This is a genomic window from Nocardia sp. NPDC059180 (genome assembly GCF_042754945.1).
In the GTDB taxonomy this organism is placed as follows: domain Bacteria; phylum Actinomycetota; class Actinomycetes; order Mycobacteriales; family Mycobacteriaceae; genus Nocardia.
Genome location: NZ_JBHZBU010000004.1, coordinates 233,746 through 248,552, shown reverse-complemented (window position 1 = coordinate 248,552; position 14,807 = coordinate 233,746). Strand labels below are relative to the sequence as shown.

Below are 14,807 nucleotides of genomic sequence, written 5' to 3'. Positions count from 1 at the left end.
GCGCGGGTCGATGTCGCAGCGCGAGCTGATCGTTCTCGGCACCGCGAGCCAGGTGCCGACCAAACAGCGCAATCACAACGGGTATCTGCTGCGGTGGGGCGCCGAGGGCATCCTGTTCGATCCGGGTGAGGGCACCCAGCGGCAGATGATCCACGCCGGTGTCTCGGTCACCGATCTGACCCGGATCGCGATCACCCATTTCCACGGCGACCACTGTCTCGGACTGGCAGGGGTGGTGCAGCGGATCAACCTCGACCAGGTGCCACATCCGATCGACAGCTACTACCCCGCCTCCGGTGAGCAGTACTTCGAGCGACTGTGCGATGCCAGCGTCTACTACCGCACCATCGAACTGCGCAGGCATCCGATCGCCGAGCCGGGCCCGCTCGAGGCCCACGGCGCGCCGTTCCACCTGAGTGCGGTCCGACTGTCCCACCCGGTGGAGGCGTTCGGCTATCGAATCACCGAGCCCGACGGCCACCGCATCCGCCCGGAGCGGCTCGAAGCGCTCGGCCTGCACGGTCCGGCGGTCGGCCGGTTGCAACGCGACGGCCGCGTCGACTGGCACGGGCGCACCGTCACCCTCGACGAGGTGAGCACCCGCCGTCCCGGACAGAGTTTCGCCTTCGTCATGGACACCCGACTGTGCCCAGGGGTGCACGAACTCGCGGCCGGGGTGGACATGCTGGTCATCGAGGCGACATTTCTGGACGCGGACGCGCACCTCGCCGAAGAACACGGTCATCTGACCGCAGGCCAGGCCGCACGGGTCGCGGCCGAGGCGGGTGTCCACACGCTGGTGCTGACCCATTTCTCCCAGCGATATCGCAGCCTGGACGAACACTTCGCCGAGGCCGCAAAGGTTTTCAACGGAAATATCGTGATCGCCGCCGACCTGGCCCGCATCCCGCTGCCGCCACGCCGCTGAGCGTCGAATCACGGCGGAACCCACACCACCGCACGCATACCGGCACGACGCCAAGGGTTTTCAGATGTCCACGAGCGACGCGCCGTCGCACCCGGCGTGTTCGGTCCGCGCCACGCCGATGAGGCGCGGGCCCGGTCCGCACCGCGCCGGGCTACTATCCCTGGGCCGGTCGGCGGCGATGCCGCGGGACGGCCGGAGGCGATGCGGTGGGGATAGGCGCGCGGGTTCGGGGCGCTGCGTCGATCGACCCCGCCGACGCACCCTTCTCTTCAGGCGGAAATGTGGCGCTGACCAGCGCACACACGGAGGGGGTTAACGCAAGGCCCGGATAGCGGGATTATTGAGTGCAGGTCGGTTGTCGGCCGGTTGGCCGGTGAGGAGCGGGCGTTGAGCAGGTTCACCGAGGAGATGTACACGACGGCGCGCGAGACCACGCGCGGGCTGGTGACCGGGGAACCGGATGCACCGCTGCGGCAGACGTGGGGCGAGATCCATCAGATCGCGCGACGCATGGCCGGCGGTCTGGCCGCGGCCGGAATCGGGCACGGCGACGCGGTCGGCGTGCTGGCCGGGATGCCGGTCGATATCGCGCCCGCGTGCCAGGGCGTATGGATGCGCGGCGCATCCATCACCATGCTGCATCAGCCGACGCCGCGCACCGATCTCGCGGTGTGGGCCCGCGATACCGAGACGGTGCTCGGCATGATCGAGGCGCGGGCGGTGATCCTCGGCGCACCGTTCGAGGCGGCCGAGCCGCTGCTGCGTGAACGCGGCATCGCCGTGGTTCGGGTCGATCAGTTGCGCGAGGGCGCGGAGACCGATCCGCTGCCGACCGGTGAAGCCGATATCGCGCTGCAACAACTGACTTCGGGATCCACCGGTTCGCCCAAGGCGGTGCGGATCACCCACGAGAACTTCTTCGTCAACGCCTACGCCATGTTCAACCGGGTGAAGTTCCAGCTCGACCACGATGTGATGGTCAGCTGGCTGCCACTGTTCCATGACATGGGCATGGTCGGATTCCTCAGCGTCCCGATGCAATTCGGCGCCGAGGTGGTCTGCGTGACGCCGATCGATTTCCTGCAGCGGCCGATCCTGTGGGCCGAGCTGATCGACCGTTATCGCGGCACCGTCACCGCGGCACCGAATTTCGCGTACTCACTGCTGGCCCGGCGTCTCGACCAGGCCGAAGGGTCGAATCTGGACCTGAGCTGTGTCCGCTATATGTGGAACGGGGCCGAGCCGGTCGATCCGGACACCATGGACAAACTGGCCGTGGCCGGACAACGCTTCGGGCTCAACCCGATGGCGCTGACACCGGTCTACGGCATGGCCGAGACGACGCTGGCGGTCTCCATTCCCGATCCCGGACACGGCCAGGTGCTCGATATCGTCGACGCCGATCTGCTCGAGGCACTCGGCAAAGCGGTTCCCGTGCACGACCAGGGTTCCCATCACGGCAATATCCGCAGGCTGCCGACGCTCGGCTATCTGGTCGACGATCTGGAAGGCCGCGTCGTCGACGCCGAACGGCAGCCGCTGCCGACCCGCTCGGTAGGCGTGATCGAATTGCGCGGCCCCGCAGTCACTTCCGGCTATGTGACGGTCGAGGGATTCCGTTCGGCGCAGGATGAGGACGGCTGGCTCGACACCGGCGATATCGGCTACTTCACCGATGAGGGCATGATCGTGGTCTGCGGGCGGATCAAGGACGTCATCATCATGGGCGGCCGCAATATCTTCCCCACCGATATCGAGCGGGCCGCCATGCGCGTGGCCGGTGTGCGCCCGGGCAATGCGGTGGCGGTGCGGTTGGACGCGGGCCAGAAGCGGGAGAGTTTCGCGGTGGTGGTGGAGAGCAACGACCACCACAACCCGGAAGAGGTCAAGCGCATCGAACGCGAGGTCGTGCACGCGGTGTTCTCCGAGGTGGGCGCCCGCCCACGGACGGTCGCGGTACTCGGCCCCGGCGCCCTGCCGAAGACGTCATCGGGCAAGCTTCGTCGTGCCGCCACCGCGGTCCACCTGCGCTAATGCAACTGGTTCTGCGCGGTTTCCAGCCCGACCCGCAGCAGTAGTTCCACCGCATCGGCCGCCTGCTCGACCAGGACCGGGACCTCTTTGCGCTCCGGCGCGGAGAACGGCTTGAGCACGTAGTCCGCCGGATCCTGCCTGCCCGGCGGGCGGCCGATGCCGATCCGGGTGCGCACATAGTCCTTGGTGGTCAGTGCCTGAGACACCGAACGCAGGCCGTTGTGTCCGCCCTCGCCGCCGCCACGTTTGAGCTTGATCGCACCGAAGGGCAGATCGAGTTCGTCGTGCACGACGATCACCTCGGTCGCGGGCACGGAGAAGAAGCGGGCCAGCGCGGCCACCGGACGGCCGGACAGATTCATGTAGGTGCGCGGTTTGGCGATCAGCACTTGACGTCCGTCGAGCCGGGCCGTCAGCAGATCGGCGCCGGACTTCTTGTGCACGCTGAAACGGCCGCCGACGCGCTCGGCGAGCACGTCGGCGACCAGAAATCCCACATTGTGCCTGGTGCGCTCGTATTCGGTCCCCGGATTTCCGAGGCCGACGACGAGCGCGGGCGTGGATTCGGTCATCGAGACAACCGATCCGCGATTCTTATTCGGCGCTCTCGCCCTCGGCTTCGCCTTCACCCTCGGTCTCGGCGGCGGCGGCCGGGGCGGCGATGACGTTGACGATCAGAGTCTCGCCGTCGACGTTCAGGCTGACGCCCTCACCCAGCTGCAGGTCGGCGGCGTTGATCTGGGTGCCTGCCTCGACACCCTCGACCGAGACCTCGATGGTGTCGGGGATGTTCAGCGCGTCGGCCTCGATGGAGACGGTGGTGGCGTCCTGGGTGACCAGGGTGCCGGGGGCCGCATCGCCGACGATGGTGACGGTGACGTCGGCGGTGACCTTCTCGCCCTTCTTGATGACGAGCAGGTCGGCGTGCTCGATGTAGCGGCGGATCGGGTGCACGACGACCGACTTGGTCAGCGCCAGCTGCTTCTTACCGTCGATGACGAGGTTGAGCACCGCGTTGGTGCCGTGCTCACGCAGGATCGCCGCGAACGCCTTGGCGTTGACCGCCAGGTGCTGGGGATCGGACTGGTGGCCGTACAGCACGGCGGGGACGTTGCCGTCACGACGGGTGCGGCGGGCCGCACCCTTGCCGAATTCGGTGCGGACTGCGGCTTCGAGAAGGTTGGCGTCGGACATGACCTGATCTACTCCTACGGCTCTTCCGGGCTGGTCAACTGTGGGCGCCAGGGACGTGAGAGTCCTGGCTCGGTTGGTCTACTCGTCGGGCGAAGACAGAACGAGGACGGCCGGAAGCCGAGCCGCGTCGATCACGGTGTCGCAAAAAAGTCTGCGGTCACCCTCGCCGAGACAACCTGACCACCATAGCGCAGCGCTGTTGCCTACCTGGAATCGGGTGGTCAGCGCCATGATGAATCGGGTTCGTTTCGGTCCAGTACGCTGGACCGGTTGCCATCTATCCTCGCATCCCCCGAAAGGTTGCCGCTGTTGACCGCCTCCACTGACGGCGTCTCGTCCGGTTCACGCGGGCTGCCCGCCGAGGTGTCGAGGCGGCGGACCTTCGCCGTGATCTCGCATCCGGACGCCGGTAAGTCGACGCTCACCGAGGCGCTCGCGCTGCACGCCAGGATGATTTCGGAGGCGGGCGCCATCCACGGTAAGGCCGGGCGCAAGTCCACGGTCTCGGACTGGATGGAGATGGAGAAGGCGCGCGGTATCTCGGTCAGCTCGACCGCGCTGCAGTTCAACTACCGTGCCGCGGGCTCCGATATCGACAATGTGATCAACCTGGTCGACACCCCCGGTCACTCGGACTTCTCCGAGGACACCTATCGCGTGCTGACCGCCGTCGACGCCGCGGTCATGCTCATCGACGCGGCCAAGGGCCTCGAGCCGCAGACACTGAAGCTGTTCCAGGTCTGCCGCCATCGCGGTATCCCGGTCATCACCGTGATCAACAAATGGGACCGGCCCGGCCGGGCGCCGCTGGAACTGCTCGACGAGATCGACGAGCGGATCGGCCTGACCCCGACCCCCTTGTTTCTCCCGGTCGGCATCGCGGGCGACTTCCGTGGCCTGCTGCGCCGCGGCGCGGACGGCGAGGCGGTCGAATACATCCACTTCACCCGCACCGCCGGTGGCGCCACCATCGCGCCGGAGGAATCGCTGACCCCGGAATCTGCCGAGGCGCGCGAAGGCGAGGCGTGGAATACCGCAGCCGAGGAGAGCGAACTGCTCTCGGCCACCGGCCAGGACCACGATCAGGAAATGTTCCTCGCCGGGCAGACCTCCCCGGTCATCTACGCCTCGGCGATGCTGAACTTCGGGGTGCGGCAGCTGCTGGAGACACTGGTGGCGCTGGCGCCCGCGCCGGCCGCGCGTCGCGATGTCGATGGCGGCGAGCGCACGACGACCGACCCGTTCAGCGCGGTGGTGTTCAAGGTGCAGGCGGGCATGGATACCGCCCACCGCGACCGGCTGGCCTTCATGCGGATCGTGTCCGGCGAGTTCGAGCGCGGCATGGTCGTCACCCATGCCCAGACCGGACGTCCGTTCGCGACGAAATACGCGCTCACCGTGTTCGGCCGCGAACGCGCCACCGTCGACACCGCCTATCCCGGTGATGTGGTCGGCCTGGTGAACGCCACCGCGCTGGCGCCGGGGCACACCCTGTTCGTGGACAAGAAGGTGGAGTTCCCGCCCATCCCGTCCTTCGCGCCGGAGCATTTCGCGGTGCTGCGGGCCCAGAGCGCGGGCAAGTACAAGCAGTTCCGCAAGGCGATCGACCAGCTCGACTCCGAGGGTGTGGTGCAGGTCCTGCGCAACGAGGCGCGCGGCGACGCCTCGCCCGTTCTCGCGGCGGTCGGCCCGATGCAGTTCGAAGTGGTCACCGCCCGTATGCAGGGCGAATACAACGTCGAGACGCAGCTGGACAATCTGCCCTACACGCTGGCCAGGCGCACCGACGCCGCCTCCGCCGACGAACTCGGCCGCCAGCGCGGGGTCGAGGTATTCACCCGCAGCGACGGTGTATTGCTCGCGTTGTTCAGCGACAAGTGGCGGTTGCAGTACATCGAGAAGGAGCATCCGGGGCTGACCCTGGAACCGCTCGTGGCCACCGCCGACTGAGCCGGCCGGTTCAGCCCGCCTCCGGCTCGCGTTCCACCGACTCGAGTCCGGAGTCCCTGGCGATCAGACCCCATCGACTGGAGGTCAGTCGCAGGCTCGGCAGGTCGCTGAGTGAGAGCACCACTTCATAGGTGCGTTCGTAGCCGGTGTGCGAGATCCGCCAGTGCCCGTCATCGCAGCGGACGTAGCGGTCGGCGTAGAACGCCGCACCGCGCAGCAGCATGTTGTGCTCCGGAATCAGCACCGTATCGGCCAGGTACCAGGTACCGGTGGCCGTGTCGCCGGTGATATCGATCTCCGGGTGGTCGCAGCGGTGTTCGGTGATGACGTGCGGCCCGAGCGTATTGCGCATGAACGCGATGAACGCCTCGCGGGACTCGAATTGCAGATACTCGCTGTAGGTGGCGGTCGCCTCCGCGACCATGGTGTCGGCGAACTCGTCCCACAGTTTGGTGTCCAGCGTGCGCAAGTATCGGTACTTCAAGCGGCAGATCTCGGACACGTCGTCGCGCGCACCGTCCTCGGGCGCCGGTGCCGGCGTCGGCTCCGGCATCCGCCCGAACAGAACCCGGCCGACCGGTTCCGGCTCTGCGCCCGACTCGGAGTCCCTACGCTCCTCGTCCTGGTCCATACCTCAACCATCCCACCAGCACACAGGCATACCGCAGTATTGGCGAGATCTGTATCAGATCGCTATCACCGGGCGAACCCCGGCGGCGTGCGCGAACGCGCGATCCTCAGCCGCCGATGGTGAAGCAGGTGCGGCAGAAATCCTCGCCGAACTCGGTCAGCCGCAGACTCTTGCGCACGATCTTGGGCGCACGGCCCGCCTTCTTCAGCGCCACCTCGACCAGCGGCTGCACCTCGAGGACCATGTAGCGGCTCAGCACCACCGGATCGTCGGAGGTCAGCGTCAGGCCGAGCCGGTTGAGGTTGATCAGATACGAGCGGGCCCGGTCCGGGTAGCGCACGCCCGCCTGTTCGGGCACCGAGGTCAGATCGCCGGTCACCAGCTCCGAGCCGATACCGAGCGGACGGTTGGTGCGCACGTCCACCGAGGGCTGCGGGCCGTTGAGCGCCATGAAACGCAGGATGCGGGCCTCGTCCGGGGCGAGTTCGTCGAGGATGCGGTCGTAGGCGGGATGCACGTCCTCGGTGAAGTAGACGTCGGCCGAGCGGGCCAGCAGCGCGTCACCACGCCTGCGCAGCTCGTCGACATTGGCCGACCGCAGGTAGGAGGCCATCGGGATGGCCTGCTGACCGGCGCTCTGCTGAGTGGGGACGTAGCTGACGATCTCGCGGACCGACCCCTCGGTGACCCCGAGCGCGCTGCGCGCGATCGACCGCAGCGCATTGCCGGTGCGTTCGGCGATCTCGGCCGAGGATTCACCGTCGAGGGCGGCCTGAGTGATCTCCCTGGTCATCTCATAGGAAGTTTCGACCGCCCACTGGCCTCCGCGCACCACTGTGCCCGCTGCCAGCCCGGCGGCGCGGAACACACCGCGGATCATCCGGGCCTCGTTGCTGATCTGCCGCTGTTCGACATCCGAGCTGCGTTCCACAGCACGGGAACCGGCCCGGGCCACGTCCCCTCCGGTCCTGTCGTCTGCCACGTCGTACTCCGATGTATCGCCAGGTGAACGAATCCGCTCACAGATTATTACCCACGAGTCACGATCAGATGTGGTGGTGGTCATTGTCCCCACCCGCGCGTAGAACCACGGCATCGCAGCCGGACACTGTGGTAAACGTCTCAGACACTACCTGTGGTGCGGCGCACTCGCGCTTGGAGTCGGCGCCGCACGTCACATAGGGTCCTGCTGCCGACGGGGTGCTAATTTGAGTTGCCGGTGAGGCGGCGATCACCGGGTATCGGCAGGAGGGTGTCGTGTTAGAGAGTGTGTTCGGGGTTCATCCGACGATCCTCCTGGAACTTCTGACAATTCCTCTTTTCACAGGCGTGATCGGTTACATCACCAACTGGACCGGTGTCCTGATGCTGTTTCGGCCGATCGGCTTCCACGGCATCCACGTTCCCGGTTTGCGCGCGCTGTATCCATTCCTGCCCAAGCGAATTCAGGTACTTCCGCTGCTGAGCTATGACGGGCGGATGGGCTGGCAGGGCATCGTGCCCTCGCGCGCGGACAAAATGGCGAGCATCGCCGTCGACAAGGGATTGTCGAAACTGGGTAGCGTCGCCGATTTCTATCGCGAGCTCGAACCCGACGCGCTCGCCGAGCATCTCGCCAGCATCGCCGACGATCAGATCCACGACATCGTCGAGGAGATCCTGCGTCGCGAACACCCCCAGCTCTGGTACAACCTGCCCACGCAGGTGCGCGACATGATCCACGACCGGGTGCGCGCCCAGCTGCCGGAAATCCTGCGCGAACTCACCCAGGAACTCGGCGCCAACATCGATCAGCTGCTCGACGTCAAGCAAATGGTCATCCGCTATTTCCAGGCCCGCCCCCAATTGCTCAACCAGTTGTTCCAGGTACTCGGCGCCAAGGAACTGCGGTTCATGCAGAACTTCGGCTTCTACTTCGGCGCGCCGATGGGCGCGGTACTCGTCGCGATATTGCATCTGACCGGCTGGCCAACGCTCGCGGTGCTGCCCATCGGCGGTGTGATCATCGGCTGGGTGGTGAACTGGGTCGGCATCAATATGATCTTCGCGCCCGCCGAGCCGAAATGGTGGTGCCCGTGGCGACAGGGCCTGCTGATCAAGCGACAGCCCGAAATCACCGCAGGCTACGCCGAATTGGTGTCCGGCCAGGTGGTAACCGTGGCGAATATCGGTGACGAACTGTTGAACGGCCCGCGTTCGGACCGCACCATGCAGATGCTCGAGGACACCCTGCGCCCGGCCGCCGACCGCGCGCTCGGCCCGGCCCGCAGCGCGGTGAAATTCGTGCTCGGCAGCCGCGAGTACAACGCCCTGCAGTCGACGTTGACCACCGAGGCCATGTCCATCGCCCCGATCGCCTTCGCCGACCCGGACTTCAACATCCGCCAGGGCAAGCAGATCAACGACTACATCGCCAAACAAATGTCGGTCCTGTCCCCGACCGACTTCGTGGAAATGCTGCGATCGGCCATCAAACAGGACGAATGGTTGCTTTTCGTCCATGGCGGTGTGCTCGGGCTCTTCGCCGGATACGCTCACATCCTGATCTTCGGGACAGGAGTGGCGACTTCATGGCTGTAACCGACTCTGCGGAATCGGCGGCGTCCTCGGATTCCGGCGACGACAACGAGCCGGAAGCCGCGTCGGCGACGGCATCCACCGAGGTCGCGCGCCTGTTCGAGCACGGATCAGCACCCGCGGTACCCGCTGTGCGCGCCAATCCGCTGCAGGGCCCCCTCACCACCGTCCGCACCGCCACCGGCGTCGTCCGGGTGGCGTGGTCGACGGTGACGGGTGCGGCCGGCTGGGGCGTCGGCACCGTGCTCGACGTGACCGGGACGGTGGTCCGGCGCAGCGCGGCGGGCGTGCCTCCTGCCGAGATCCGAGCCGAAGCGGAGGCCGAAGTTCGCCGTGCCCTGCGCCGCGCACTCGGACTTTCCGAGACGGAGAACGCCGGACGCTCCGGTGGCGCACCCACGCTGCGGGAACAGGGTGCTGCACTGCTGCGGTTGTCGGCCAGCACTCACGCGGGCGACGACGGACATCCCGCGTTCGCGAACATCCTCGTCGAGATCACCCCCGATGAGGCACGCATCCTGCGCTACCTACGAATGGACGGCCCCCAGCCTTCGATCGAGGTGCATGGTGGCAGGCTCGGCCGCCTCGGCGCCGAACGACTCGGCCTGCGCCAGGAATCCGGGCTCACGCTGCTCGGCGAGCACGCCGGGCTGCGCTTCCCGAACCGTATCCAGCATTACCTGACCAACCTGCGCAGGCTCGGGCTGATCGAACTGGCCAAAGAGCCTGTCGGCAACCCCAACCGCTACCAGCTGCTCGAGGCGCAATCACCGGTGCGGGACTTGCTGAAGCGCTCAGGGTTCGGCACCAAGGTGTCCTACCGCAGCATCACCCTCACCGGCTTCGGCGAAGAGTTCGTGCAGACCTGCCTGCCGGTCGTCCTACATGAGGGGCCCGCGGCCGAGACGAGCTGACGACGCCGCCGGTTGCCGAGAGCGGACATCGGGTAGACCCTGTCGCTCAGAGCAGCCATGGTCGGCGCTGCCTGTCTCGGCGCCACGACTCAAGCGTCGTCGGCGAGCTCCATCCAGCGCTCCTCGGCCGTCTCCTTCTCCGCCAGCACCTGTTTCAACTCCGCGCCCAGTGTCAGGAGCTTGTCCGGGTCGGTGGCGGCATCGGCCAAGGCGGCGTGCAGCTTCTGCTCGCGTTCGCTGAGCTTGTCGATGCTCCGTTCCAGCTTGGCCAGTTCCTTACGCGCGGCGCGGTAGGCAGCCGAATCGGTCACCGGGGCGGCGCTCTCGGCGGGTTTGGCGGCTCCGGTAGCGCGGCCCTGCTGGGCTTCGCGGCGGGTCAGATACTCCTCGATACCGCCGGGCAGGTTGGTCAGCTTGCCGTCGCCGAACAGCGCCCAGGTGGAATCGCAGATGCGTTCGATCAGGTAGCGGTCGTGACTGATCACCACGAGCGTGCCCGCCCAGTTGTCGAGCAGATCTTCCAGCTGTTGCAGGGTATCGATATCGAGGTCGTTGGTCGGCTCGTCGAGCAGCAGCACGTTCGGTTCCGCCATCAGGATCCGGGTGAGCTGCAAACGGCGACGCTCACCACCGGACAGATCGCGGACGGGGGTGCGCTGCCTCGCCGGGGTGAAACCCAGCCGTTCGGCCAACTGACCGGCCGATATCTCCTTATCGCCCAACATGAGCCGCATCGCGATCTGCTGAACAGCCTCGAGCACCCGCATATCGGTCGGCAGATCGTCGAGTTCCTGGCGCAGCCAGCCGATCTGCACGGTCTGGCCCTGAATCCGCTTGCCCGCGGCGGGCTCCGCGTCGCCGGCGAGGGCACGCAGCAGGGTCGTCTTGCCGGAACCGTTCACGCCGACCAGACCGACCCGTTCGCCCGGCGCGAGCCGCCAGGTCAGATCGCGCACCAATTCGCGGCCGTCCGGGGTGGCGAGGGTGGTGTCTTCGAGTTCGATCACCACGCGGCCGAGGCGTTTGCGGGCGAAGGCACTCAGCGAGACGCTGTCGCGTGGCGGCGGCACGTCGGCGATGAGCGCCTCGGCCGCCTCCACTCGGTAGCGCGGCTTGGAGGTGCGGGCCTGCGGGCCGCGACGCAACCAGGCCAGTTCCTTGCGGGCCAGATTGCGGCGGCGCGCCTCGGAGGCGTCGGCCTGCCTGGCGCGTTCGGCGCGGGCGAAGATCCAGTCGCCGTAGCCGCCCTCGTAGCTTTCCACCTTGCCGCCGACGACCTCCCAGGTCTGGGTGGCTACGGTGTCGAGGAACCAGCGGTCGTGGGTGACCACGACGAGGGCGCTGCGCCTGGCCAGCAGATGGTCGGCCAGCCAGCGCACGCCCTCGACGTCGAGGTGGTTGGTCGGCTCGTCGAGCACCAGCAGATCCAGCTCACGCACCAGTGCCGCGGCCAGCGCCACCCGGCGGCGTTCGCCACCGGAAAGATTGGTGACCACCGTGTCCAGTCCGAGGTCGGCGATGCCGATGCCCTCCATCACCGAGCGGATGCGCGGGTTGGCGGCCCATTCGTGTTCGGCGACCGAATCGGTCATGGCGTCGTCGGCCAGCCCTGCCAGCACCACCGACCCGACGGTCGCGCCCTCGGGCAGCACACCACGCTGGGTGACCACGGCTATGCGCAACCCGCCGACCCGGCTGACCCGGCCGCTGTCGGGTTCCTCGATGCCGGTCAGCACCTCGAGCAGGGTGGTCTTACCGCCTCCGTTGAGGCCGACGACACCGATGCGCTCGCCCGCGTGCACGCCGAGCGAGACGTCATCGAGCAGCGGCTTGACGCCGAAACTCTTGCTGACCTGTTCGAGGTTGATCAGGTTGGACATGAAACCTTTCCGTGCCTTACCGGGCGTCGCGAGGGCGCCGCCCTTGTCGAGGCCGGTCTACTCGCCTGCCCGGAGCAAGGGTACCGACTGAGCTATCCACGGCCCCGCCCGGCAATCGGCGGAACGCGACGCCACGCCGGCCATACGCCCACCAGCAGGTCCGCCCGGCACCCGCGGATATCGGTCCGGACGGACCGTGGTGGCTCTGCGGCTGCCGTCAGCCGATCCAGCCCGCGTCGCGCCTGGGCTGTGGATGCGGTCCCTCACCGCTGACCACCCTGGCGCCGGGGACCGGGCCGGTCGCCGTGCGCACGCTGCGGCTCACCCCCGCGCCGGCCAGCTCCGCGGCCACGGCCACGGCGGACTCCTCCGATTCGCACAGGAACGCACAGGTCGGTCCGGAGCCGGAGACGAGACCGGCCAGCGCGCCCGCCGTCACACCCGCGCGCAGGGTGCGGCGCAGTTCGGGCTTCAACGACACCGCGGCGGCCTGCAGATCGTTACCGAGCAGCGGGGCAAGCTGTTTCGGGTCGCCGGAGGCCAGTGCCTGCATGAGGTCCTGCGGCGAGCCGAGACGGGGCGGATCGCCGATCTCGCGCAGCCGATCCAGTTCGGCGTAGACGGCCGGGGTGGACAGGCCACCCTTCGCGAGGGCGATCACCCAGTGGAAGGTGTTGCGCGACAACACCGGCAGCAGGCGCTCGCCGCGGCCGGTGCCGAGCGCGGTGCCGCCGTGCAGCGAGAAGGGGACGTCGCTGCCGAGTTCGGCCGCCACCGCGGTGAGTTCCTCTCGGGACAGGCCGAGGTCCCACAGCTCGTTCAGCCCGACCAGGGCGGCGGCGGCATCGGCGCTACCACCGGCCATTCCGCCCGCCACCGGGATGCCCTTGCTGATCGATATTTCCACCAGCGGCGCCCGGCCGGCCAGATGGGCCAGGCGCACCGCGGCCTTCCACACCAGGTTGGTTCGATCGGTCGGCACCTCGGCCGCACCCTCGCCGCTGACCCGCACCGTCAGCGAGGCCGACGGCGCGATCTCCAGATCATCGCTGAGCGAGAGCGCCTGGAAAACGGTGGTGAGATCGTGATATCCGTCCGGGCGCAGGTCACCGACTCCGAGATGGAGGTTCACCTTCGACGGCGCACGCACGATGACGGGGCTCGGCACAACGGACAGCACGGTGACCAAGCGTAATAGGTCGATCCGATAGGCGCGCGCGTCGAATGCGGGCGGGCAGCGCCTAGAGCAGTGCGCCTCCGGTGGCGTCGATCCACTGACCGGTCACCCACCGCGAGTCGCCGGATGCCAGGAACCCGACGACATCGGCAACGTCGGCGGCCTGCCCGACTCGACGCAGCGGCGATATCTGCACGACCTGTTCGTGTGCTGCGGGATCGTGCAGCCAGCCCGCATTCATATCGGTGTCGATGACGCCGGGCGCCACCGCGTTCACCGTGATCCCGCGCGGACCGACGTGCTTGGCCAGAGCGGCGGTGAAGGAGTCGATGGCCGCCTTGGTCATGGTGTAGGCGATGAGCTCCGGCATAGCTGCACCGTGGGTGAGGCCGGTGGAGACGTTGATGATCCGCCCGCCGTCACGCAAGCGGTCGAGTCCGTGTTTGACGATGAAGAACGGCGCCTTCGTATTCACCGCGAATACCCGATCGAAGGCGGCTTCGTCGGTGCCCTCGATGGGTTCCCGGATACCGTCGACGCCGGCGTTGTTGACGATGATGTCGACAGAGTCGGCGTGCGCGTCGAATGCGCCCCATAGCCGTTCGGCGTCGCCTGGCACGCCCAGTTCGGCTTGGATCGCGAAGGCGGATCCGCCCGCTGCCTCGATAGCCTCGACCGCTTGTTTCGCGGCCTGTTCGTTTCCGTTGTAGTGCACCGCTACCCGTGCGCCGTCGCGGCCGAGCCGTTCGGCGATCGCCCGTCCGATCCCACGGCTGCCGCCGGTGACCAGTGCCGTCTTCCTTGTCAGTACGCCCATGGCCGAACCTTTCTCTAGTGTTCGCTACAGAAAGGAAGGTAGCACATTATCTAGCGATCGCTATAGAATGAGCCGATGAGCGCACCACCCAGGGGACGCCCCCGTTCCTTCGATCGCGAGGCAGCACTGGACAAGGCAACGCGCCTGTTCTGGACGCGCGGCTACGAAGCCACCTCCATCGGCGACCTGACCGCAGCCATGGGCATCGGCGCGCCGAGCCTGTACGCGGCATTCGGCGACAAGGCGACACTGTTCGCCGAGGTGGTGCGCACCTTCGGTGAGCGGTACGGGTCTTTCACCACCGCCGCACTGACCGAGGAGCCCACCGCGGCCGACATGGTGTGCCGGATACTGCGCGAGGCGGCATACGAGTACACCCGCGAGGATTGCCCGCACGGTTGCCTGGTGACGAGCGCGGGCGTCAACACCACCAGCGAGGAAGTCGCCGGGCTGCTGCGCGATATCCGCAACAGCAATATCCGCGCCTTCACCGAACGCATTCAGGCCGATATCGACGCAGGCCTGCTACCGGAGGACACAAACGCAGCCGCCTCGGCACGGTATGTCGGCACCGTCATGTTCGGCATGTCGCAGTCGGCAAGGGACGGTGCGGACCGGGCGGATTTGGCCGCGGTGGCGGAGATCGCCGCGGCACACTGGATCAGCGCCGCCTGAACACTTGCACTAGATACCCCTTGGGGGTAT

Annotated in this window: 13 protein-coding genes; 6 read left to right on the top strand and 7 right to left on the bottom strand. The window is 67.4% G+C overall.

The window, feature by feature from the left end; translation table 11 throughout:
- Positions 1-10 precede the first annotated feature (10 nt).
- Positions 11-928 (top strand): ribonuclease Z, encoded by a 918-nt coding sequence (locus tag ACFXNW_RS15190; protein ID WP_379418287.1) that lies wholly within the window; start codon positions 11-13, stop codon positions 926-928.
- Between the two features lie 387 nt (positions 929-1,315).
- Positions 1,316-2,962, top strand: a complete 1,647-nt coding sequence (locus ACFXNW_RS15185; RefSeq protein WP_379418286.1) for a fatty acyl-AMP ligase — start codon at positions 1,316-1,318, stop codon at positions 2,960-2,962.
- Here the strand turns inward: ACFXNW_RS15185 and pth are convergent.
- Together pth and ACFXNW_RS15175 are read right to left on the bottom strand one after the other, a co-directional pair.
- Positions 2,959-3,534, bottom strand: a complete 576-nt coding sequence (pth, locus tag ACFXNW_RS15180) for an aminoacyl-tRNA hydrolase (protein ID WP_379418285.1) — start codon at positions 3,532-3,534, stop codon at positions 2,959-2,961. The two genes, ACFXNW_RS15185 and pth, sit on opposite strands and share 4 nt — an antisense overlap.
- Before the next feature lie 22 nt (positions 3,535-3,556).
- The gene (locus ACFXNW_RS15175) at positions 3,557-4,156 is read right to left on the bottom strand and encodes a 50S ribosomal protein L25/general stress protein Ctc (protein ID WP_379418284.1); all 600 of its coding nucleotides are present in this window, start codon (positions 4,154-4,156) and stop codon (positions 3,557-3,559) included.
- A 309-nt stretch (positions 4,157-4,465) separates the two neighbouring features.
- Between ACFXNW_RS15175 and ACFXNW_RS15170 the strand changes: the two genes are divergently transcribed.
- A complete protein-coding gene (locus tag ACFXNW_RS15170; protein WP_379418283.1) occupies positions 4,466-6,106 on the top strand; it encodes a peptide chain release factor 3 in 1,641 nt (546 codons plus the stop codon).
- 10 nt (positions 6,107-6,116) lie between these two features.
- Here the strand turns inward: ACFXNW_RS15170 and ACFXNW_RS15165 are convergent, their stop codons facing one another.
- Together ACFXNW_RS15165 and ACFXNW_RS15160 are read right to left on the bottom strand one after the other, a co-directional pair.
- Positions 6,117-6,659: a nuclear transport factor 2 family protein gene (locus tag ACFXNW_RS15165; protein WP_379418650.1), complete on the bottom strand. Its 543-nt coding sequence runs from the start codon at positions 6,657-6,659 to the stop codon at positions 6,117-6,119.
- Between the two features lie 184 nt (positions 6,660-6,843).
- Entirely contained in the window at positions 6,844-7,719 is an 876-nt protein-coding gene (locus ACFXNW_RS15160; protein WP_379418282.1) for an Abi-alpha family protein, read from the bottom strand.
- Between the two features lie 347 nt (positions 7,720-8,066).
- On the opposite strand from ACFXNW_RS15160, the gene ACFXNW_RS15155 reads away from it, so the two are divergent.
- Entirely contained in the window at positions 8,067-9,317 is a 1,251-nt protein-coding gene (locus ACFXNW_RS15155) for a hypothetical protein (RefSeq protein ID WP_379418281.1), read from the top strand.
- Positions 9,308-10,228: an Abi-alpha family protein gene (locus ACFXNW_RS15150; protein ID WP_379418280.1), complete on the top strand. Its 921-nt coding sequence runs from the start codon at positions 9,308-9,310 to the stop codon at positions 10,226-10,228. The genes ACFXNW_RS15155 and ACFXNW_RS15150 overlap by 10 nt, the downstream gene beginning before the upstream one ends.
- A gap of 89 nt (positions 10,229-10,317) precedes the next feature.
- On the opposite strand, the gene ACFXNW_RS15145 is transcribed toward ACFXNW_RS15150, so the two are convergent.
- From ACFXNW_RS15145 to ACFXNW_RS15135, 3 genes are all read right to left on the bottom strand, one after another.
- Positions 10,318-12,108, bottom strand: coding sequence for an ABC-F family ATP-binding cassette domain-containing protein (locus tag ACFXNW_RS15145; protein WP_379418279.1), 1,791 nt, complete (start codon positions 12,106-12,108; stop codon positions 10,318-10,320).
- A 217-nt stretch (positions 12,109-12,325) separates the two neighbouring features.
- On the bottom strand, positions 12,326-13,288 hold the full coding sequence (locus ACFXNW_RS15140) for a 4-(cytidine 5'-diphospho)-2-C-methyl-D-erythritol kinase (RefSeq protein WP_379418278.1): 963 nt from the start codon (positions 13,286-13,288) through the stop codon (positions 12,326-12,328).
- 61 nt (positions 13,289-13,349) lie between these two features.
- Positions 13,350-14,102, bottom strand: coding sequence for an SDR family oxidoreductase (locus ACFXNW_RS15135; RefSeq protein ID WP_379418277.1), 753 nt, complete (start codon positions 14,100-14,102; stop codon positions 13,350-13,352).
- Positions 14,103-14,177: 75 nt separating this feature from the next.
- Here ACFXNW_RS15135 and ACFXNW_RS15130 point away from each other — a divergent pair, with 75 nt between their 5' ends.
- Complete coding sequence (locus tag ACFXNW_RS15130) at positions 14,178-14,777, top strand: TetR/AcrR family transcriptional regulator (protein WP_379418276.1); 600 nt, start codon at positions 14,178-14,180, stop codon at positions 14,775-14,777.
- Positions 14,778-14,807: the final 30 nt, after the last annotated feature.

What these genes read in the sequence shown, in the direction of transcription:
- ACFXNW_RS15135 (WP_379418277.1), bottom strand. Translation starts at nt 14,102, where the DNA reads ATGGGCGTACTGACAAGGAAGACGGCACTGGTCACCGGCGGCAGCCGT.
- ACFXNW_RS15190 (WP_379418287.1), top strand. Translation starts at nt 11, where the DNA reads ATGTCGCAGCGCGAGCTGATCGTTCTCGGCACCGCGAGCCAGGTGCCG.
- ACFXNW_RS15145 (WP_379418279.1), bottom strand. Translation starts at nt 12,108, where the DNA reads ATGTCCAACCTGATCAACCTCGAACAGGTCAGCAAGAGTTTCGGCGTC.
- ACFXNW_RS15150 (WP_379418280.1), top strand. Translation starts at nt 9,308, where the DNA reads ATGGCTGTAACCGACTCTGCGGAATCGGCGGCGTCCTCGGATTCCGGC.
- ACFXNW_RS15130 (WP_379418276.1), top strand. Translation starts at nt 14,178, where the DNA reads ATGAGCGCACCACCCAGGGGACGCCCCCGTTCCTTCGATCGCGAGGCA.
- ACFXNW_RS15165 (WP_379418650.1), bottom strand. Translation starts at nt 6,659, where the DNA reads ATGCCGGAGCCGACGCCGGCACCGGCGCCCGAGGACGGTGCGCGCGAC.
- pth (WP_379418285.1), bottom strand. Translation starts at nt 3,534, where the DNA reads ATGACCGAATCCACGCCCGCGCTCGTCGTCGGCCTCGGAAATCCGGGG.
- ACFXNW_RS15175 (WP_379418284.1), bottom strand. Translation starts at nt 4,156, where the DNA reads ATGTCCGACGCCAACCTTCTCGAAGCCGCAGTCCGCACCGAATTCGGC.